Here is a 22,034-nt window from a genome sequence, read left to right as displayed (position 1 = left end):
TACGGTACATCAACTATTCTCGTCGACGCACATCTGTCAATATCAATATTCTGTTTTGAGGGTTCTGCCCTCAAGATGGTAAGGAAATGGGCCCATAGCTCAGCTGGTTAGAGCGCACGCCTGATAAGCGTGAGGTCAGTGGTTCGAGTCCACTTGGGCCCACCATATTTTCCTAAAGGAATGTATGCTGGGGGCGTAGCTCAGCTGGGAGAGCACCTGCCTTGCAAGCAGGGGGTCAGGAGTTCGATTCTCCTCGTCTCCACCAATTACTTACTATCGTATGAACCTTGAAAACTTCATAGAAGAGACAAAAACAGTTTTGATGAAAATCAAAATTAAATCTACTACGTATTGTGATGAATATGTAGTAGAAACCTCTAATCTAAATGCGAATTTAGAAGACGAGTAACGAGAAAACTAGGAACGTAAATGTTCCTTAGTAGAACTAGCAGTTTTCACTGAAAAGTGGAAACGAAAGCTCCAGCAAGATTCGAGGCAGTTCGCGAAGCGAGGAAGCAAATTTCCGGAGATAATACACTTAGTATATCGAGGAAAATTTGTGACGAGCGACAAAGAAATGGCCGAATATTGCTAGGAGATAAGTCAAGCTACTAAGGGCATACGGCGGATGCCTAGGCACTAAGAGCCGATGAAGGACGCGGTAAGCTGCGAAAAGCTACGGGGAACCGCAAGCAGGTTTTGATCCGTAGATGTCCGAATGGGGAAACCCACCAGCCGTAATGGGCTGGTATCCTTAGGGAAGGGAACCCGGTGAACTGAAACATCTAAGTAGCCGGAGGAAGAGAAATCAAACGAGATGCCCACAGTAGCGGCGAGCGAAGAGGGCAGAGCCTAAACCGGGAAGCTTCGGCTTTCCGGGGTTACGGACTCACATAATTCAAGTTCATCCTAGCCGAATTACCTGGAAAGGTAAGCCACAGAGCATAAAAGCTGCGTAGGTTAAAGGACGAGCGAGAAGGTGAGTATCCAGAGTACCACGAAGCACGAGGAATTTTGTGGGAAGTCGGGGGGACCACCCTCCAAGGCTAAACACTACTTAGTGACCGATAGCGCATAGTACCGTGAGGGAAAGGTGAAAAGAACCGCGGGAGCGGAGTGAAAGAGAACCTGAAACCGTATGTCTACAAGCAGTCGGAGCGCAAGCGACGGCGTGCCTATTGAAGAATGAGCCAACGAGTTGCGGGCACTAGCGAGGTTAAGCAGGAAATGCGGAGCCGTAGGGAAACCGAGTCTGAAAAGGGCGATGAGTTAGTGTTCGCAGACCCGAAACTGTAGTGATCTACCCATGATCAGGTTGAAGCACAGGTAAAATTGTGTGGAGGACCGAACCGGTGAGTGTTGAAAAACTTTCGGATGAATCGTGGGTAGCGGTGAAATTCCAATCGAACGCAGAGATAGCTGGTTCTCCTCGAAATAGCTTTAGGGCTAGCCTCAAGCAGTAAGCATAGGCGGTAGAGCACTGATCGGGATAGGGACTGTAATGGTTACCGAACCCTGTCAAACTACGAATGGTTATGCTGCAGAGCTTGGGAGTCAGACTACGAGAGATAAGTCCCGTTGTCAAAAGGGAAACAGCCCAGACCATCAGCTAAGGTCCCCAATGCCATACTAAGTGGAAAAGGATGTGGGGTCTCATAAACAACCAGGATGTTGGCTCAGAAGCAGCCACCATTTAAAGAGTGCGTAATAGCTCACTGGTCGAGAGGCCCTGCGCCGAAGATTCCCGGGGCTAAAGTATGGAACCGAAGCTATGGATGCAAGCTTAGGCTTGCGTGGTAGAGGAGCGTTCCCATCGGGTTGAAGTCGTACTGTAAGGTACGGTGGACTGGTGGGAAGTGAGAATGTTGGCATGAGTAGCGAAAAGAAAGGTGAGAATCCTTTCCACCGAAAGCATAAGGATTCCTGAGCAACGATCGTCGTCTCAGGGTAAGTCGGGACCTAATCCGAGGCAAAGAGCGTAGGAGATGGACAACTGGTTGATATTCCAGTACCGGCAGCAATCGTTTGAACAATGGAGTGACGCAGGAAGGCAGGTCCGCACGAGATTGGTAGTTCGTGTGCAAGCATGCAGGCTGGTGTACAGGCAAATCCGTACACTGAGGCTGAGGTGTGACGCGGAGGGAACTTGTTCCCGAAGGGATTGAGCCTACGCTGCCGAGAAAAGCTTCTAGTGAGAAAGCTGCCGCCCGTACCGTAAACCGACACAGGTATGCGGGGAGAGAATCCTAAGGTGCGCGGGAGAACCCTCGTTAAGGAACTCGGCAAAATGTACCCGTAACTTCGGGATAAGGGTAGCCATCGTGGTGAAAGGACTTGCTCCTGGAGCCTAGGATGGTCGCAGAGAAGAGGCCCAAGCGACTGTTAACCAGAAACACAGGTGCCTGCGAAAGAGAAATCTGATGTATAGGTGCTGACACCTGCCCAGTGCTGGAAGGTTAAAGAAGGATGTCCGGGTTCGACCCAAAGCATTCGACTGAAGCCCCAGTGAACGGCGGCCGTAACTATAACGGTCCTAAGGTAGCGAAATTCCTTGTCGGGTAAGTTCCGACCCGCACGAAAGGTGTAACGATTTGGGCACTGTCTCAACGAGGGACCCGGTGAAATTGAAATACCTGTGAAGATGCAGGTTACCCGCGACTGGACAGAAAGACCCCATGGAGCTTTACTGTAACCTAATATTGGGTTCTGATATTTGATGCACAGGATAGGTGGGAGGCAGAGATGGTAGTCCTTTGGGATTACCGGAGCCGCCGTTGGGATACCACCCTTCAACTATCGGGATTCTAACCGAGCGAGTAACGATCGCCGGGACATTGTTAGGCGGGCAGTTTGACTGGGGCGGTCGCCTCCTAAAGAGTAACGGAGGCGCCCAAAGGTTCCCTCAGCGCGGACGGAAACCGCGCGCGGAGTGTAAAGGCAGAAGGGAGCTTGACTGCGAGCCAAACACGGCGAGCAGGTACGAAAGTAGGGCTTAGTGATCCGGTGGCATCCAAGTGGAAGGGCCATCGCTCAACGGATAAAAGCTACCCTGGGGATAACAGGCTAATCTCTCCCAAGAGTCCATATCGACGGGGAGGTTTGGCACCTCGATGTCGGCTCATCACATCCTGGGGCTGAAGTCGGTCCCAAGGGCTGGGCTGTTCGCCCATTAAAGTGGTACGTGAGCTGGGTTCAGAACGTCGTGAGACAGTTCGGTCCCTATCCATCGCGGGCGTAAGAGATTTGAAGGGGGCTGCTCCTAGTACGAGAGGACCGGAGTGGACAGACCGCTGGTGTACCAATTATCCTGCCAAGGGTATAGTTGGGTAGCTACGTCTGGAACGGATAAACGCTGAAAGCATCTAAGCGTGAAGCCATCCTTAAGATGAGATCTCTCACGGAGTAATCCGGTAAGACACCTTGAAGAACACAAGGTTGATAGGCAGGATGTGTAAGCACAGCAATGTGTTCAGCTGACCTGTACTAATATGTCGAGGGCTTGACTTAAACCGCAAGTCCAAGAAGTAAAAAACGTCTCTTCATGAAGTTTTGAAGGCTCATGCCTTCAATTGAAAATCCGGTGGTTATGGCTGAAGGGATCCACCTGTTCCCATGCCGAACACAGTAGTTAAGCCTTCATACGCCGAAAGTACTCGACTGGAAACGGTCCGGGAGGATAGGAAGCTGCCGGTTAGGCAAGACCCGAGTGATGACTCACTCGGGTCTTTTCTTATTTGAAAAACAATAACCCAGCCCTTCCCGGGGAGATCCCGGGGATTGGGCTGGGTTGTCTATTATCTGGGGGCAGCGGTTAAACGCACTGCTAGCGATTCACTGGAGGTGCGGGCCAAATGGGATGTTGCGGCCGGAGGCCGCTGTGCCTTATCCGCACAACTTCTGGAGGTCCTGGCTTTGAACCCCAACCTGGCCACGCTTTGTTCTTGGGGCGTGGCCTTTCCTTCCCCTTCTCCTGTTCGCGCAACGCAGCGAACAGGTAAGTGGAAGGTAGCGGCCTTTGGCCGAAATGCTGGGAAAGGTCCGCTGGATGCCGGGTATTGCAGTTTTCATCCAGGTATTAGCGGCCACCGGCCGCTTGCCTTCTCCACCCCACAGTGGTCCAAGGTGGTATGCTATGAATAAAGTAGACTGGCATATAGTTAAACCTCCTGGATTCGTTGAAAGGAGAGTATGTAAAATGTCTATATCGAAAGTCAGTGCAGAGGATAAATTAAAGGCTGTCAAAGCTGTTCTTGCTCATGAAGAATCACCAATGGTTTCTGCAAAAAGGTTAGGGGTTCACTGGAAAGCAGTACAGTATTGGGTAGATGAATATATAGGAAATGGTCCTGAGGTATTTAACAAAAGACAGGTTAAAAGTTATTCTGCTGATCTTAAGATCCAATGCGTAGAGGAATATCTTAAGGGCGAAACGACTATGTCCCAGCTGGTACAAAAATACGGATTAAAAAGTTCTCGTCAAATCAGAGACTGGTTAAAGAAGTATAATAGTCATGAGGAACTAAAAAGTTCGGGTACTGGAGGTGCCAAGATCATGACTAAAGCTAGACAAACGACCTTTGACGAGCGCGTTGAAATCGTAAAATACTGCATTGAAAACGGGAATGCTTACCATGAAACCGCTGAAAAGTTTAAGGTTTCCTACCAGCAAGTCAGAAATTACGTCTTAAAATATAATAAGTACAATACCGAAGGACTCATAGATGGGCGCGGACACAGGAAGCCAGTAGAAGTCCCTGAAGAAGCCCCTACAGAATATGAGTGTATGAAAGCTGAACTCAAACTGGCTAATGCAAAACTCAAAGCCAAGGATATGGAGATTGATTTCCTAAAAAAACTCGATATTGTGGAAAGGAGGCGGGATTCACACAAATAAGATATGGAGCCATTTATGAAGCCATTAAAGAACTGCACGCTGAAAAGAATTACCCTATTCTTGGCCTGTGCAAATTGGGAAAAGTGTCCCGGGCCGGCTACTACAAATGGCTTCATAGAGAGCCTTCAGCACGCGAAATTGACGACAAGGAAATTGCTAAAAGAATAGAAGAGATATACAAGGCTGACCCAGCTAAAGGGTACAGACGAATAGCTGATGACTTACGAGCCCCAAATAAGAAGATCTATCCTGACACGAAACCAATAGCAATTGGTGACGGTCGCGTTCTTCATCTTTGTCGAGTGATAAATATAAAGTCTACGATTAAATATGCCCCTAAGGGCTGCACCCAGCGTGCAATAGATCCTGCATACATTGCAGAAAATATCTTGAATAGGGAATTTAAAGCCGATGCCCCTAACCAGAAATGGTGTACTGACGTCTCAGAATTTCACTACTATGAGGGGGTAGTTGTGCATAAGGTATATCTGAGCGCGATTATTGACCTGTATGACAGACGAATTGTTTCCTATGTGATAAGCAACCGGAACGATAAAAATTTGGTATTCAATACCTTCAATAAGGCATTGTTGAAAAACCCTGGCGCGCATCCCCTGTTTCACTCTGACCGGGGATTCCAATACACCTGCAGGGATTTCCGCAAGATGATTCTAGATGCTGGTATGACGCAGAGTATGTCACGGATAGGAAAATGCATTGATAATGGCCCGATGGAAGGCTTCTGGGGCATGCTGAAAAGAGAACGGTACTATACTCGTGACTTCGACAGCCGTAAAGCTTTGGTAACGATGATTAATAACTACATGGAGTATTACAACAGTGGCCGTTTGCAGCGGAATTTGGGCCGTTTGACCCCTATGCAAAAACATAATAGCTACCAAATGGCGGCGTAGAGGTTTATATTATTAGGAACTGTCTACTTGACGGGGAGCACACCAAGGTGGGGAAGGTGCCTGACGTCAGGAAGGCGGTTGGGGCGGTCCAGACATTATGATTTCAGTAGTGAACTACTGGAATACATGACTTAGCCCTCCGGGCATTTTGGTTGCGAACTCCATCCGCCGGCGAATTGCCGGCACCTTCCTCTTCTACAGTGCGTGCCAAGCAGCGCACTGTTAAGTGGAAGGCAGCGGCCTTCGGCCGAAATCCTGGGAGAGGTCCGCTTGATATTGGGTTTTACGTTTCTCATTCGGGTATTATGGCTTTCATTCGGTTTTTGCGGCCACCGGCTGCTAGCCTTCTCCGCCCATTGTCTCCTCCATTTCGCCGTGGAAACGGCTGAAATGGGGGAGATGCGCCTATTCCAAGGCTACTAGAGGCGCAGAGGGGGAGAGTGGACGTAGGGAAGGTGCCTGACGCCAGGAAGGCGGTTGGGGCAGGCCAGGTATTATTTTTTCATCCAGGCAATACTCCTTTTACTCATCTAATTCTTTTTTCTTCCGTGCGGTAATTTTCATATGATATCGGTTCATTTTTTCAACCATAGCCTTCACTTTATTATCAATGTCTGTACAAACCACATCAAATTGTTGATTTACTTCCAAATTCGTATATCGCAATACCTGAATTCCCATTTTGGCTAGAAATTCCGTGCGCTTTTGATCATATACCCTTGCAGCATCTTCATAATGTTGACTGCCGTCCAATTCAATGGCCAGCTTTAATTGGACACAGTAAAAATCAACGATATATTCTCCGATTACTTTTTGCCTGCGCCATCTGATCCAGTAGCCGCGGAGGAAGTTGTACCATAGTTTCCTCTCTTGCTTGGTCATGTTTTTCCGTAATTCTCGGGCATTGTTCATCAGTTCTTTGTGTCGTTCTGTCTGCGTATATTCCATAATTCTTACTCCTTTGCGCATAGATATCCTCATAGTAACGAAACAAATAGGGGCTGTCTATAGCTTGAGAACGAACGGGAAGAATGGGCATAGGAACGGGAAACGGGTACTATTTTAGGCAGTAGTTATCGACTTGCTGACTAGATTGTTCTGCACTACAATCCTTGATTCTCTCAATTCCCAATTTTTATGAGTGCAGGATTTATCATCAATAAATTCCCAGTGTACCAATTCACGCCCATACCTTGTTGTAAACTCCATCCGCCGGCTAATTCGCCGGCACCTTCCTCTTCTACAGTGCGTGCCAAGCAGCGCACTGTTAAGGGGAAGGCAGCGGCCTTCGGCCGAAATGCTGGGAAAGGTCTGCTTGAAATTGGGTTTTACGTTTCTCATTCGGGTATTATGATTATCAATTGGTCAGTGCAGATTCAGCTCATAACGCCTGGTTTAAACCAGTTACTAATTCTTTTCAGCAGATTTTAGCGGCCACCGGCCGCTTGCCTTCTCCGCCCCACAGTGGTGCAAGGCGGGGAAGGTGCCTGACGCCAGGAAGGCGGTTGGGGCGGTCCAGGCATTATGATTTCAGTAGTGAACTACTGGAATACATGACTTAGCCCTCCGGGCATCCTGGTGTTGAACCCCAACCTTGTTCCGCTTCTGCACTGGGGGCGGAACGTTCCTTCCCCTTCTACAGTGCGTGCCAAGCAGCGCACTGTTAAGTGGAAGGCAAAGGCCTTCGGCCGAAATTCTAGGAGAGGTAGGCTTGATATTGGGATTTACGTTTCTCATTCAGGCATTAGGCTATTTACCCAGGCGTTTGCGGCCACCGGCCGTCTGCCTTACCCTCCTATTCCCCAGCTACTAGAGGCGCAGGGGGGCGGCAGACGGGGGCTCCCCCTCCCGATCAATACCTTCATCTTGATTCCTCAACAGCTTGAAGCCTCCCATTGTCCCGGGCTTCAAGCTGTTGGTATTTTCCTTATTCTTTTAGCTCCACCGTATATTACATTTCCTCTCTGCTTTTTCCTCTCCCAACTAATGTACACCTTCAGTACAATTGACGAATTCCTCAGCCACTAGAGGTGCAGGGGGGCGGCAGACGGGGGCTCCCCCCGCAATCAATACCTTCATCTTGATTCCTCAACAGCTTGAAGCCTCCCGCTGCCCCGGCTTCAAGCTGTTGGTATTTTTCTTTAATCCTCCAATTCTACTGTATTTCTCCCTTTCCTCCAATCGATTCCTCTCCCTACCACTGTACACACCTTTAGTATAATTGACGAATTCCCCAGCTGCTAGGGGCGCAGGGGGGCGGCAGACGGGGGCTCCCCCCGCAATCAATACCTTCATCTTGATTCCTCAACAGCTTGAAGCCTTCCGCTGCCCCTGGCTTCAAGCTGTTGGTATTTTTCTTCATTCTTCCAATTCTACTGTATTTCTCCCCTCCTTCCAATCGATTCCTCTCTCAACTACTGTACACACCTTCAGTACTATTGACAAATTCCTCCTCCTTTGCTATGATTATCATGCAAACAATACCTAGGTAGGGTATGTGGAACAATCAATCTTGTCATTTTGTCCCACTCTTTCTTCTCTCTTTCTTCCCTGCCTTTCATTTCGACAAATCCTTTTTCGATTTGTCCGTCAAGGAGGTCTTTTCCGTGAAACAATATATGGTAACGGGTATGACGTGCGCCTCTTGTCAGGCGCATGTGGAGAAGGCGGTGGCTGCCGTCCCCGGGGTCAAATCTGTGTCGGTATCGCTTTTGACCAATAGTATGGGGGTGGAGGGTTCCGCTGACGATGCGACCATTATTAAGGCCGTGGAGGATGCTGGCTATGGTGCTTCTGTCAAGGGTGCGCAGACCCAGAAGCAGGGGGTAGCTGAGAAGCTGGCGGCGGACGAGGAGGCGCTGAAGGATCATGATACGCCGAAATTGCGCCGGCGGTTGATTCTTTCCTTGGGCTTCCTGGTAGTGCTGATGTATCTCACCATGGGGCACAATATGCTGAACTGGCCGGTGCCCGAGCTTCTCTCCGGGAATCTGCCGGGGCTGATGCTGACCCAGGTGTTCCTGGCTCTCATTGTCATGGGCATCAACCGGGCGTTCTTCATCAGCGGGTTCAAGTCCCTGATGCACGGGGCTCCCAATATGGATACGCTGGTTGCTTTGGGCTCCTCGGTTTCTTTCCTGTGGAGCACGGCGGTGTTCTACAATATTTCCTATCTCATGAGTCAGGGCGCTTCCTACGCCCAGCTGCTGCCGCTGTACAAAGGGGATTTGTACTTTGAAACGGCAGCTATGATTCCTTCCTTGATTACCTTAGGGAAGATGCTGGAGGCCATGTCCAAGGGCCGGACCACGGATGCCCTGAAGGGGCTGATGAAGATGGCTCCCAAGACAGCGGTGCTGCTCCGGGACGGCCAGGAGGTTACGGTCTCCATTGATGATGTGCAGATCGGCGACATTTTCGCCGTGCGCCCTGGGGAAAATATCCCTGTGGACGGTGTGGTGGTCAAGGGTTCTTCTGCGGTAAACGAATCCGCCCTGACGGGCGAAAGCCTGCCGGTGGACAAGAACCCTGGGGACAAGGTTTCCACCGCCACCATGAACCAATCCGGGTACCTGGAATGCCGGGCTACCCGGGTAGGGGAAGACACCACCCTGAGCCAGATTATCAAACTGGTCAGCGATGCGGCGGCCACCAAGGCCCCCATTGCCCGGATTGCGGATAAGGTTTCTGCAGTATTCGTCCCCACCATCATCGGGGTGGCCGTGGTCACCACCTTGGGCTGGCTGTTTGCCGGCGCACCGCTGGGTCAGGCCATTGCCCGTGGGATTGCGGTGCTGGTTATCGCCTGCCCCTGCGCCCTGGGCCTGGCAACCCCTGTAGCCATTATGGTGGGCAGCGGCGTAGGTGCCAAGAACGGTATCCTGTTCAAAACCTCCCAGTCCCTGGAAGCTGCCGGCAAGGTCTCCATTGTGGCCTTGGATAAAACCGGTACCATTACCAAAGGGCAGCCCAAGGTAACGGATATTGTGCCCGCCCCTGGCTATACCAAAGAAAGTCTGCTGCAGCTGGCCTATGACCTGGAACAAAAATCCGAGCATCCGCTGGCCAAGGCTGTGGTAGAAGAAGCGGATAAAAACGGCCTGAAGGCTGAAAACGTAGATGATTTTAAAGCCCTGCCCGGGAACGGGCTGGAAGTGACTCGCGGCGGCGAGAAACTGGTAGGGGGCAGCCTGACCTACCTGCGCTCCCTGGGGGCGGCAACCCAGAAACTGGAAGCCAAAGCGGCTGAACTGGCCTCTGACGGGAAAACCCCGCTGCTGTTTGCCGCAAATGGCAAGGCTGCCGGCCTGATTGCCGTAGCCGACGTCATTAAGGAAGACTCCGCCAAAGCCATCAAGGAACTGCAAAACATGGGCATTACCGTGGTCATGCTGACCGGGGATAACGAACGCACTGCCGAAGCCATTGGCCGTCAGGCCGGGGTGGACAAGGTAGTGGCCGGCGTCCTGCCGGAAGGCAAGGAAGCCGTGATCCGCAAGCTCCAGCAGTTTGGCTCCGTAGCCATGGTAGGGGACGGCATCAACGACGCCCCGGCCCTGACCCGGGCTGACATTGGTATCGCTATTGGCGCCGGTGCCGACGTGGCCATTGATTCCGCTGATATCGTCCTGATGAACAGCCGCCTGTCCGATGTGTCCGCTGCTGTCCGGCTGAGCCGGGGCACCGTTACCAACATCCACGAGAACCTGTTCTGGGCCTTCTTCTACAACGTGATCTGCATTCCCCTGGCCGCCGGCCTGTTCTCCTACAAGATGAACCCCATGGTAGGCGCCGCCGCCATGAGCGTGTCCAGCTTCACCGTGTGCATGAATGCTCTGCGGCTGAACCTGTTCAAGCTCCATAACGCCGGTCACGATAAGAAACGGAAAAACGATGCCAGAGAAGCCGTTCTGAAAGAACAGCTGAACCCCGCCCCTGCAACTGCCTGCCCTGTGCCAGCAGCCCCTGTGAAACTCCAGGGAGCACCCCTGCCGGAACAGCCTGCCCAGGGCCAAACCATTACCCTGAACGTAAAAGGCATGATGTGCGCCCATTGCGAAGGCAGAGTGAAGAAAGCCCTGGAAGCCTTGCCGGGCGTAGTCAGCGCAGCCCCCAGCCACGAAGCCGGGAATGCGGTAGTAGTCACCACCCAGCCCCTGGATGACGCTGCCGTGAAAGAAGCTATTGCCAAGGCCGGGTATGAATACCTGGGCCAGGTAGAAGCTCCTAAAGAAACTACCATTACCCTCAACGTGAAAGGCATGATGTGCGCCCATTGCGAAGGCAGAGTGAAGAAAGCATTAGAAGCCCTGCCGGGCGTAGTCAGCGCAGCCCCCAGCCACGAAGCCGGGAATGCTGTAGTGGTCACCACCCAGCCCCTGGATGACGCTGCGGTGAAAGAAACCATTGCCAAGGCCGGGTATGAATACCTGGGCCGGGCCGAAGTTCCTAAGGAAACTACCATTACTCTCAACGTCAAAGGAATGATGTGCGCCCATTGCGAGGGCAGAGTGAAGAAAGCCCTGGAAGCCCTGCCGGGCGTAGTCAGCGCAGCCCCCAGCCACGAAGCTGGGAACGCTGTAGTGGTCACCACCCAGCCCCTGGATGACGCTGCGGTGAAAGAAGCCATTACTAAGGCCGGGTATGAATACCTGGGCCATGCGGCATAAGCGAATACGAAATAAGAAAGCCGTCTGATGAGGAGAAATCCCTTGTCAGGCGGCTTGTTTTATGTAAGCATTAAACGAGTACCGGCCCCGCATTGGCAGATTCAAAACACACCCTGCCCGTCAACACCCAACGCCCTTAATTTGCTTTATTTTCTTATTCGTGCTACAATCTTTACATATACTTTACAAATTTTGGTATATTTCGAATCCAATTAGAACAAGGAGTGTTGGTAGGCATTTGAATTTTGGGGAGAAGCGAGAAAATTTACGCAAGGCGGGGGTATTCTGTATTGTTTATATGCTCCTGCTGTATGTGATCCTTTCCTTAATTACAGGGGCACCGTATCTGCATGGGTTTCGATATGTCTTATTTGCGGCATTGTTAAATGCCTTGGCTGGGTATTATTGGCATTATGATACTCGCTACCTGGGAATTACGGCATTTATGACGTTCTTTTTGACTTCAGGTTCCTGGGTGCAGCTGCTGGATCATGCCCAGCTGACACCTTATATGGTACTGGGAAATGTATCTTTTGCCGGGGCTCTCTGGGCAGGACTGCTGCTCTTTTGGGTATTTATGCGGCAGGCAGGGAATACCCTGGGGGTATCGCTGCTGGGAAAATGCATCGGCAATGTTCTTCTTGGGGCAGGGCTCTTGGTATTATCCTTATTTAATACCATATTTTGGGGCTATTTTGCCATAAGCCGGCATTATCTGCGGCCGGATATTGTTATGACCGTCTACCAGACCAACCTGAAGGAAGCCTTGGATTACCTTAGCTCTCAACCTATGTCCCACCTGCTGTTGGTGGTGCCGGTGCTGTTCTTGTTCGGGCTGGGATTCTATAAAATTCTGCACTATTTATGCCAAACAGGAAGCCCTTCCAAGCACAGCCAAAAATTCACCAAAGGCAGCCTGGTGCTGCTTCCGGTGTGCCTTCTACTTATACGGCTGATTCTTTTTATGTCCGGCCAAACAACGGCCCAAAGTTTTCAGCGCTACGAACCCTTTCGGATTATTATTGCGGTGCAGGATTCTGTCCGCAGCTATCAGGACTTTGCTGCCAATAAGGCCAAACGTCAGGCACAGTTGGCCCAATTGGGAACGCTCCCGGTAAGCCCCGGCCATCAGGGCCTGTACGTGCTGGTCATCGGCGAATCCAATACCCGGGACCATATGGGGGTATATGGCTATGCCCGGGCAACCACGCCATTTCTTAGCCAACTGGCCCAGGAAAAGAAAGCCATGATTTTCCCCCATGCCTATTCCAACCATACCCATACCGTGCCTACCCTGACCTATGCCCTTACCGAGAAAAACCAGTACAACCAGGTAAAACCGGAAGACGCCTATTCCCTTACGGAAGTGGCCCAGGCCGCAGGCTTTTCCACCTACTGGTACAGCAACCAGACCCGGTATGGCGCTTGGGCTACCCCGGTTACGGAAATAGGCTCTACCGCCCAGCATCAGGTCTGGCTCAACGGAGAAATCGGAGAGAGCAGTTATGCAGCCTATCATGATGGCCTGCTGGTGGAAAAAGCCGCCAAAGACCTGTCCCAGGCAGAGAACGCACTGATTGTCATCCATCTTAAAGGAGAACATACCAAATACCCTGACCGCTATCCAGCAGAATTTGCAAAGTTTACCGGCAGTGCCAATCCTAGGGTGGACCAGTACGACAATGCAGTCCTATACACAGATGATGTCCTGAAGCAGATTTACCAACTGGCCAGTAAGAATCCCCATTTCCAAGGTCTGGTGTATTTCTCTGATCACGGCGAAGAAGTAGAGCAGGGAAAGAGCCACGAGAGCACCAAATTCACCCCGCCCATGAGCCATATTCCCTTGATTTTGGTACTGTCCCCTACCTACCAGCAGCAGAATCCTGCTTTGTACCGGACCCTTACCCAGCAACGGCAGAATTATTGGACCAATGACCTGGCCTATAACCTGCTGGTGGAGCTGATGGGCATTCAGAATCTCCCTCTGACAGAACTACAATTTACTTTAGGCAACCCAGCTTATGACAGGAATCAAGAAAATTTACGTACCCTTCATGGGGAACGGAAACTGGAGTAAGTGAAAATGTAATTGAACAGCAAAAGAAATGAGATAAATATGCTGTCTGACAAAAACTATTTCGTTTGTCAGACGGCTTTTCATAGAAATTGACAAAACTTCTTACTGGATAATTAATAAGGATTGAAAATGGCCTGTTTCCTTGTAAAAGCCAGCCTAAAAGGGTATAATTTTTTATATACGCTTTTTATACATGGGGTATTAAGGAAAATCTGTTAAAGGGGAGAATCGACTATGACCGCAGCTGAGAAAACCATGTCTTCCTCCAGCTCTTTTATTCATCACCATTTGAATTACTTTTTGCCGGCGGTGTTTACCATTACCGACTGGCTGTTTATATTACTGGCTGAGTCTTGTGCATATTCCCTGCGAAACTGCATTATGGGCAGCCAGTATTTTCATATTGCCTGGGCCAATTTCTACCTGGTATTTCCGCTGTCGTTCATCCTGTTTTTCCGGCATGCCCAGGTGTACCAGCGCCGGATGGCCTTTTGGAAAATGCTCCAGCGGATGTTTGATGCCTGTACCTACGCTATCATTTTTATTATCTTCTTTATGTATGCCACCCATATTGCAGCCAGCACTTCCCGACTGTTTGTAGGACTGTTCTGGATTCTGTCCTTTGTCTTTGCGGCCATTTCCCGGTACATTATGACCTGGGTCCTGGAATGGGCCGGGGTGGGCCGGATTCCGGTGCTCCTGGTAGGCGGCGGTAAAACCGCCCGGCTGCTGCTGCGGGGGCTGCGGGAGGACATTGGCATGGCCTTTCATATTGTAGGCTATGTGGATGATGGAGGCCCCCAAAAGGAAAACGTAGGGGATTTGCCCTACCTGGGCACCTTCCACGATATCCCGGAAATTATCCAACAGACGGAGGTCCAGGACGTATTTATTGCGGCCCCTGGGCTGCCCCCGGCCAAGTTGGACCAGCTGATGCACAGAATCCAGCCCTTGGTACGGAACCTGTCCTTTGTGCCCGACCTGATTGGCCTGCCCCTGAATGGGGTGGTGGTGGAAAATGTGTACCAAGAGCGGGTGCCGCTCATGAGCCTCCAGAATAACCTGGCTCGGCCTTATAACCGGCTGGTGAAACGGATTTTTGACTTGGTGGTCACTACCATTGGTACCATCTGCATCAGTCCCATTTTGCTGCTGCTGGCCATTTTGGTAAAATTGGATTCCCCAGGCCCCGTGTTCTTTGCCCATAAGCGGATTGGCAAGGATGGGAAAGAATTTCCCTGCCTGAAATTCCGCAGCATGTGCGTGGACGCAGACGCGAAACTGAAAGAATACCTGGCCGCCAATCCGGAAGCCAAAAAGGAATGGGACGCTGAGTTTAAACTAAAAGACGATCCCCGGGTCACCCGGATGGGCCGGATTCTCCGTCGTACCAGCCTGGACGAACTGCCCCAGCTGTTTAACGTGCTCCGGGGAGAAATGAGCCTTGTGGGACCCCGCCCCATTGTGACAGCGGAGATTCCCAAGTACGGGGACTATATCCACGATTTCTATATGGTCCACCCCGGCATTACCGGCATGTGGCAGGTAAACGGCCGCAGCGATACCACCTACGAAGAACGGGTCCAGATGGATTCTTGGTACGTACGAAACTGGTCCGTGTGGCTGGATATTATGCTGCTGTGGAAAACGGTAGGCGTGGTGCTGAGTCATAAAGGTGCATATTGATAGAAAATTGAGCAGGGAGTACGGAAACAATGGATATTAAAATATTGGTTGCAGCCCATAAAGCCTATTGGATGCCTGAAAATCCAGTTTATCTGCCACTACAGGTGGGGGCTGAGGGCAAGCCAAAGCTTGGTTATACCCCGGATAACACGGGAGACAATATTTCAGCCAAGAATCCCTGTTTTTGTGAATTGACGGGGCTGTACTGGGCCTGGAAGAACCTGGACTGCGAATATATTGGCTTGTGCCATTACCGGCGGTATTTTGGGAAAACAATCCATACCGATGATATCGAGAAGAAAAAACAGGCCATTTTTCACCAAAAAGATTATGAGCGGCTGCTCCAGCAATATGACGTAATCCTTCCGGAAAAACGCCACTATTATATTGAAACGGTCCGGAGCCAGTACGAGCATGCCCACTACAAAAAGGACCTGGACTTGGCCGAGCGCTTGGTGGGGGAACTATACCCGGAATACAGCAAAGCTTTTACTCAGGTCATGAATCGCCGGTCCCTGCATATTCTCAATATGTTTGTGATGAAGAAAAGTCTGTTTGATGCCTATTGTCAATGGCTGTTTCCTATCCTTTTTGCTATGGAAAAGCAGGTGGATATAACGGGCTACAGTCCTTATGAGCAGCGACTGTACGGCTTTTTGTCTGAGCGGTTATTTAATGTGTGGTTGGAAAAACAGCAGCTAAAGACCTGTGAGGTGCCTGTGGTATTCCTGGAAAAAATTGATTGGGTAAAGAAAGGAACTGCGTTTTTGCAAAGAAAGTTTCGCAAACGGTAAAAGAATGGTATTATTGGATTACTCAGTTTGTTTCCTGTGGTATTTGCTGTGAACGACAATATGCAGCTAAAGTGACAATAACTTCTTATACAAGAAAGATATGATTTGGAGATTTGTTATATAATAATTCTTTATGCTGAGATAACTTCCCTTTTTACCTTAGAAAGGAAAATATATGAAATAAGCCTTTCCGTATTGATAAAAAAATTTTCCGCACCCCAAACAGTAAAAGCGGCTTGATATATGGGCTTCTGAAGGATTTTCCTTCGAAGGCTCATTTTTTATTTTCCCCTAAAAAGAATATCTGTGTATTCAGGAATATTCTTTCTAAAGTCATAAATGCACAACATCTGAACGATAGGATAAAAGACCACCGTTCAATAGTTTGGTAATCGTTCATGGTTTATGTGAGAAAAGGACTCCATGCAGACTATATCAGTTTACATGGAGTCCTTTTTTTAATCATTGATCGTTTCGATAATATCTTCTACACGGCAATGAAGGGCCTCGCAGATTTTAAGCAGGACATCGGTTGTAATATTGGCACCTTTGCCGAGCTTTGCAATCGAAGCGGAACTTACTCCGGCTGCTTCCTTTAATTCCATCTTGGTCATATTTTTGTCAATCAACAACTTCCATAGTTTATTGTAGCTGATACGCATTTCATTATTCTCCTTGTTCGTTACCCATCATCATATTGAAGTGCTGTTCCTGATTCATGTATTTGAAAATCATTTTAAATGTATCCCTGTAAAGCTGTTCATCGAGGAAATCGTCCGTGTAGTTGATTCCATCATTCACGCTGGAATTATCGGAGATGATGTAAGACAGAAGGACCTTAGCCATCTCGTATCGTTCTGGAGTTTCATGGCCATTTTCGTCATATAGAAAGTTGTTCTTATGGTCTTCCAGGATACGTTTTCTCAAATCGTCTCCTTCATAGCCGCATAATTGCAGGAAATAATATTCTAAAATCCTGCGGATGGTGCTCTTTAACGGGATACCGCTCCGGACTTCCTTATAAGATTCCCAAAGGGCAGCGTAGGAGTTCTTGACGGGATTGACATTCATCATTTTGGTAGGGCAGTCGGGGTTCTGCTTTTCAAACAACTGGACGGAAGATTTATTGTTGATTTTGCGGACCAGGTAAAAAGATACAAAGTTCCACTGTCGGGCATAAAGGTAACTTACCTCTCGATGGAAATAAGCATTATGGGTAAGAATGAAAATCTGCTTGATGAAATTTCCATCTGCTGCCGGTTGCCGGTTGTCAATATTGTTTCGGCAAATATGGATCATCTTACGGATTTGAGCACTTACAATAAAAAGCGTACCACTGTCCATGCTGGAAACGGGGTCATCAATAACAACTATTTTTTGCAGAGAATCGCTGTCTGCGTCAGTGCTCCCGAATACAGTTTGCTGGAAATACAGGAAGGCGATGAAATTCTTTTCTCCTTCACTAAGGTCATGTGCAATTTCTTCTTCTCCTGTTTCGGTATCGGTACGGACTACAGCATAGTTACGAATCGGCGAAGGAATTACTCGTTTTACAGAACCATCCGGATTTCTTCTTTCTTCCCAGTGGGGACAGACTTTAAATCCCTGGAATCCGGCATCTTTCAGCATAAGGTTTATGTTGTTCATGGCGGACTCAGTTTCTTTTGTCTGGCTGTTTAGAACACGGATTTCTTCTCTGATATCCGCACCTTGCTCTGTCTGAGTATCAATGATTTCCTGTTGCTTGTTTAGCTGTTTATTAATGTCAGAGATACTTTTGTTGAAAGCCTTGATTGTTTCATTTGTTATGAAGGACATGAAAGAAAAGACTTTTTCTTTGCATTCTTCTTTTTTCTTAGGGGCATCAGCAACTACCATGTTGTTATCAGAAATTAGTTTATTATAATCTGTAATCATTTTTTGGAGTTCTTGTAGTAGTGGTGCGGTATTATCCAATTTAATAGATTTAGAAGGTTCGGCTATTTTTTCTTTTATCCGGTTTATGTTTGTAGAAATAATACCTCTTAGGGCTTCCAGTTTATCCTTGTAGGGTTTTTCATCAAGGACAGGATATAGCGGTTCTGGAAGTTTTGACAAAGGCATAAATAAAGCGTTGGCTGTGTTTCTGTAATCTTCAAGGAATGCTGATAGCTTTGTAAGGTTCTTCTCGTATTGGTCATCAAAACTGTCTGTCAAGAATTTTTCAAATTCTGAAGGCAAAGGCTGTGAACAAAAAGGACATTTCCCATCGGTTTTGCCATGATATGCAGAATGGCCTTGACGCACCCATTCGGAAGCCTCGATTTTCTTCCAAAATTTTGCAAGTTGGGTATCTGAGGAATTGACAATTGCAACAGATAGAATTTCGCTGCCTTCAATGCTGTCAAGCACAGTAGTATCGCTAATTGTATTAAAGCGAGGATAGCTCTGTGCTGTAGAAGAGTAGGCAGAATCATACATCCGTTTAAGATCATCCAAATCATATTCGCTGGGTGAACACAGTTTTACTTTGTCGGCTAAATTAGCCTTTGATTTGAGGTATCCAGCCTGTGTGCCTGGAAATGTTTTACGCAGTTTTCCAGTCCGCCGCCAGATTTCATCGTAGAACTTTGTACAGATTTCTTTTTTTATTTTAATTAATTTTTCTTTTTCATCCGTGGCATCTGATACTTTTTCCTGTGCATCAGCCAGCTGCTCTGCAGCCTCATCAATCTTGTCCTGGATTTCTGCATTCTCCTCGGCCATCGTAAAAACACCTGGAAGGTTATGGAAGTTCTGCATATTTCGATTGATATATTCTTGGTTGAAAACCAATACCTGGTAGTCTGTGGCAGATCTTCCTGGAGCATACTTGATGCCAGTTCCAGATTGGATTGCTTTGGCAATAGTGGATTTTCCCGTGCCGTTGTTTCCGAAAAAGTAGTTGATATAGGTGGGGGTGATGACAATGCCTGTATTTTTAAAGGTTGCATCATCCACTCTAATTTCTGTTATTTCGCTTGGATATTTTCTGTTCATAGACAGTCACCTTTAAATAGAAGGGTGCGGGAGATATCCCAGTCCAGACTCATTGAAAGCTTCAAAAAGATTCACTTTATGGATAGACCAGGCAGTGCGATTCAAATCCGTAATGGCACAACTCATGTTCAAGTCGAAATAAATAGCATATTTCTGTTCACAAAGTATTTTTTGATGGAATGGTGCAATGGGCTGGAACGCCACTCTAACTTGGTAGCCTTCCATTTTTACTCGTGTTATATATGCGAATATCGCGGTTTGATTAGGATCTGTAATTCCATTGAACCCTGTGTTTTCCATACAGACAATGGCCGGAAAGGTCTTCAGTTCGGCAATCCCTTCTTCTGACAAAGACGAACAACGGGTTAATATTTCTTCCGGAACATACCTTTGACTTAACGCACGGTCTAAGGGAAATGTGGCGTTATTATTTTCAAAGACATCTGTTTCACAGGTAACGAGGAGCTGATAATATTCTTTGCTGAAATTATTGAGTGCAATCATTTGGGCTGCACTATATGGATTCCCTTGGTTAGGTGGACACGTATTATAGATGTTAACGTTGCTGTCCTGAATGTTGTATGTCTTTATGACCTGATTCCCTATATTCGTTTGGGCTATCGGCCGCACTTGATGTGGGCCAGGAGCTGTTAAATTCTTCATACATTGTTTCTCCTTAATCATTAAATGTGACAGTGCTGTCCTTTATGTTATATGTCTTTGACACACTGTGGCCGATATTGGTCTGGTGCTCGATAATTGTAGTCCGGCTGCCGCCTTGATTATTTTCCAGAGGCGGCGTTTCTTCTACGACCTTGGCTTCAACTGGTTCAGTTTTGTTTAGATCGATATCAAAGTCTATGATATACCGACAAAGCCTTTCATGCAGACGGGTGAAAGCTTCTCTGTCCTTCATGGCCTGCTGACGAAGTTCTCCTTCTTTTTTCCAGGAATCTTTGTACGTATTTTTTAGGTGGACAAAGCAATCAGAATCATCGTTGAACCAAAGATGAGTTTCCCAGAAGTTGAAATACCCATACAATGTATTTAGAATGTCATATTTCAATTTATTCAGTTCCGGATCTTTAAAGTCCGTGTCTTGATCCTTCCATTCATTATACAGGGTATCAAAGGTATTCGGAATTTCGAAAGGCATAGGTTCTATACTGAGGTCCGTGTCTTTGGCAAACTTCAATATTTTGTTGAATCCCTTCGCCAGCCGGGGTAAAAGAGTGGTATCACGGTTGGAAAGCGGGGATTCGGGTGAAAGAATATCATTATTTTTATCTGGCTTTTCCGATGAGCATTCATCTGCAGAAGATGTACTCTCGGAATTTCTATGTTCTGCATCTTTTATCGTAATGGCTTTCTGAACTTCCAGATTCACTGACACTTCCATATCGCCGATGGTGCCACCGAGTTTACTGAGTACATCATGTTTGGGTTTCCATATAGTGGCACGTTTGTCAAGACCAAAATCGATGAATTTCTAAATGTATCAGGCAGCAGACATTGCAGCATTGAGCAGCAGTGCCGGGAAGTAGCGCTCTGCTGGCGGGACGTTCCCGATGGCTGAGTGGCAGCGCNATATAGTGGCACGTTTGTCAAGACCAAAATCGATGAATTTCTAAATGTATCAGGCAGCAGACATTGCAGCATTGAGCAGCAGTGCCGGGAAGTAGCGCTCTGCTGGCGGGACGTTCCCGATGGCTGAGTGGCAGCGCTGGAAGTTATACACGTTGATGTAGTTGCGGATGGCCTTGCGAGCCTCCCGGATGTTGCGGTACTGCGTGAGATAGGCTTCCTCATACTTGAATGTCCGGAACCACCGCTCAATCTTGATGTTGTCGGCCCAGCGGCTCTTGCCATCCATGCTCTGGCGGATCTTGTGTTCCTTGAGGAAAGCCTTGTACTCCTTGCTGGTGAACTGGCATCCTTGGTCGGAGTTGAGAATCTGCGGCTTTGCTATACGGAGCGCCTTCCTTACGGCGGCAATGACCATCCGGGTGTCCAGGGTATCGTCCACCTCCCAGCCAACAATGCAGCNGTACTCCTTGCTGGTGAACTGGCATCCTTGGTCGGAGTTGAGAATCTGCGGCTTTGCTATACGGAGCGCCTTCCTTACGGCGGCAATGACCATCCGGGTGTCCAGGGTATCGTCCACCTCCCAGCCAACAATGCAGCGGCTGTACCAGTCGATGATGGCTGTCAGATAAACGAAACCGTGCTCCAGGGGAATGTAGGTGATGTCGATGGACCATGCCTGGTTAGGCTGCTGAATATCCACATGCTTCAGCAGGTAGGGCATCACCTGCGCTTGTTGCTGCCGCTTGGAAAGGTTCATCTTCGGATAGATGACGTCGATGCCCATCTCGCGCATATAGCGAGCTGTCTTGCGTCGTCCGGCCTGATGCCCGAGGCGCTGCAGCTGCGAGGCCAGCTGCCTTGCGCCCCAGGCAGGATTGTCCGTGTGGAAACGATCGATGATGCGCTTGCATTCCAGCTCTTCATCTGATGGAGTGTTCTCTTTGGGGTGGTAGTATTGGCTTGTGCGGTTGACGCCGAGCAGCTTTGCTGCTTTCCGAAGGGAAAGCTCCTTGCACTCACTCCTCGAAAGGTTTTGGAGAATACTGTTTCTCGTAGTCCGGTCCAAGAATTTCCTCAGATTTTTTTTTCAACCAATCCACCTGCATGGTGAGTTGGCCAACTTTGCGGGCATAGGAGGCTTTCTCCTTCCGCTCGGTCTCGAGTTTTTGATTGAGGTTGTCCTCTCTGGAATCATCGAATATGATGCTTGCCTTGCTGAGAAACTCGTTCTTCCAGTTCCGCAAGAGGTTCGGCAGGATTTCGTTCTCAGCCGCCAGCGTGTTGAGGTCTTTCTCACCCTTGAGCAGCTCGATGACGAGATCGGATTTGAATTTCGACGTGAAATGACGGCGCGTGCGTGACATGATGATTATCTCCTTTTTCATTGATCGC

13 protein-coding genes, 2 tRNA genes and 2 rRNA genes are annotated in these 22,034 nt (G+C 48.7%); 10 read left to right on the top strand and 7 right to left on the bottom strand.

Annotated features, from left to right (window positions below; genetic code table 11):
• The first annotated feature begins 88 nt into the window (after window positions 1–88).
• The 6 genes from C7E10_RS03080 (at window position 89) to C7E10_RS03055 (ending at window position 5,808) form a co-directional block, all read left to right on the top strand.
• Window positions 89–165: transfer RNA gene (locus C7E10_RS03080), tRNA-Ile, on the top strand.
• Between the two features lie 24 nt (window positions 166–189).
• A tRNA-Ala gene (locus C7E10_RS03075) sits at window positions 190–265 on the top strand.
• Between the two features lie 336 nt (window positions 266–601).
• Window positions 602–3,507 (top strand): 23S ribosomal RNA (locus C7E10_RS03070).
• Between the two features lie 69 nt (window positions 3,508–3,576).
• Window positions 3,577–3,693 (top strand): 5S ribosomal RNA (gene rrf, locus C7E10_RS03065).
• A gap of 439 nt (window positions 3,694–4,132) precedes the next feature.
• Window positions 4,133–4,894, top strand: coding sequence for a helix-turn-helix domain-containing protein (locus C7E10_RS03060; RefSeq protein WP_105325742.1), 762 nt, complete (start codon window positions 4,133–4,135; stop codon window positions 4,892–4,894).
• The gene (locus C7E10_RS03055) at window positions 4,891–5,808 is read left to right on the top strand and encodes an IS3 family transposase (RefSeq protein ID WP_105325363.1); all 918 of its coding nucleotides are present in this window, start codon (window positions 4,891–4,893) and stop codon (window positions 5,806–5,808) included. Before C7E10_RS03060 ends, C7E10_RS03055 begins: the two co-directional genes overlap by 4 nt.
• Before the next feature lie 522 nt (window positions 5,809–6,330).
• Here the strand turns inward: C7E10_RS03055 and C7E10_RS03050 are convergent.
• Window positions 6,331–6,756 (bottom strand): endonuclease domain-containing protein, encoded by a 426-nt coding sequence (locus C7E10_RS03050; RefSeq protein WP_105325889.1) that lies wholly within the window; start codon window positions 6,754–6,756, stop codon window positions 6,331–6,333.
• Between the two features lie 1,658 nt (window positions 6,757–8,414).
• On the opposite strand from C7E10_RS03050, the gene C7E10_RS03040 reads away from it, so the two are divergent.
• From C7E10_RS03040 to C7E10_RS03020, 4 genes are all read left to right on the top strand, one after another.
• Window positions 8,415–11,477 (top strand): heavy metal translocating P-type ATPase, encoded by a 3,063-nt coding sequence (locus C7E10_RS03040; protein WP_234997674.1) that lies wholly within the window; start codon window positions 8,415–8,417, stop codon window positions 11,475–11,477.
• 445 nt (window positions 11,478–11,922) lie between these two features.
• A complete protein-coding gene (locus tag C7E10_RS03030) occupies window positions 11,923–13,557 on the top strand; it encodes a phosphoethanolamine transferase (RefSeq protein ID WP_160101804.1) in 1,635 nt (544 codons plus the stop codon).
• Between the two features lie 234 nt (window positions 13,558–13,791).
• On the top strand, window positions 13,792–15,243 hold the full coding sequence (locus tag C7E10_RS03025) for a sugar transferase (RefSeq protein ID WP_105325886.1): 1,452 nt from the start codon (window positions 13,792–13,794) through the stop codon (window positions 15,241–15,243).
• Window positions 15,244–15,272: 29 nt separating this feature from the next.
• Window positions 15,273–16,037 carry a DUF4422 domain-containing protein gene (locus C7E10_RS03020; RefSeq protein WP_105325885.1) on the top strand — a complete coding sequence of 255 codons (765 nt, stop codon included), beginning with the start codon at window positions 15,273–15,275 and terminating at the stop codon, window positions 16,035–16,037.
• Between the two features lie 458 nt (window positions 16,038–16,495).
• On the opposite strand, the gene C7E10_RS03015 is transcribed toward C7E10_RS03020, so the two are convergent.
• The 6 genes from C7E10_RS03015 to C7E10_RS12170 form a co-directional block, all read right to left on the bottom strand.
• On the bottom strand, window positions 16,496–16,699 hold the full coding sequence (locus C7E10_RS03015) for a helix-turn-helix domain-containing protein (protein WP_045172489.1): 204 nt from the start codon (window positions 16,697–16,699) through the stop codon (window positions 16,496–16,498).
• Window positions 16,700–16,703: 4 nt separating this feature from the next.
• Window positions 16,704–19,055, bottom strand: coding sequence for an AAA family ATPase (locus tag C7E10_RS03010; protein ID WP_105325884.1), 2,352 nt, complete (start codon window positions 19,053–19,055; stop codon window positions 16,704–16,706).
• A 12-nt stretch (window positions 19,056–19,067) separates the two neighbouring features.
• Window positions 19,068–19,718, bottom strand: coding sequence for a hypothetical protein (locus tag C7E10_RS03005; RefSeq protein ID WP_105325883.1), 651 nt, complete (start codon window positions 19,716–19,718; stop codon window positions 19,068–19,070).
• Window positions 19,719–19,731: 13 nt separating this feature from the next.
• Window positions 19,732–20,442, bottom strand: a complete 711-nt coding sequence (locus tag C7E10_RS03000) for a hypothetical protein (RefSeq protein ID WP_105325882.1) — start codon at window positions 20,440–20,442, stop codon at window positions 19,732–19,734.
• Window positions 20,443–20,691: 249 nt separating this feature from the next.
• Window positions 20,692–21,708: an IS3 family transposase gene (locus C7E10_RS12175; protein WP_200820170.1), complete on the bottom strand. Its 1,017-nt coding sequence runs from the start codon at window positions 21,706–21,708 to the stop codon at window positions 20,692–20,694.
• A complete protein-coding gene (locus C7E10_RS12170; RefSeq protein ID WP_105325519.1) occupies window positions 21,659–22,027 on the bottom strand; it encodes a transposase in 369 nt (122 codons plus the stop codon). Before C7E10_RS12170 ends, C7E10_RS12175 begins: the two co-directional genes overlap by 50 nt.
• Window positions 22,028–22,034 lie beyond the last annotated feature (7 nt).

The sequence above is a fragment of the Acidaminococcus hominis genome, assembly GCF_900291475.1.
GTDB classification, from domain to species: Bacteria; Bacillota; Negativicutes; order Acidaminococcales; family Acidaminococcaceae; genus Acidaminococcus; species Acidaminococcus hominis.
The sequence above is the reverse complement of the archived record's forward strand: the minus strand, read 5'-3'. Positions and strand labels throughout refer to the sequence as shown.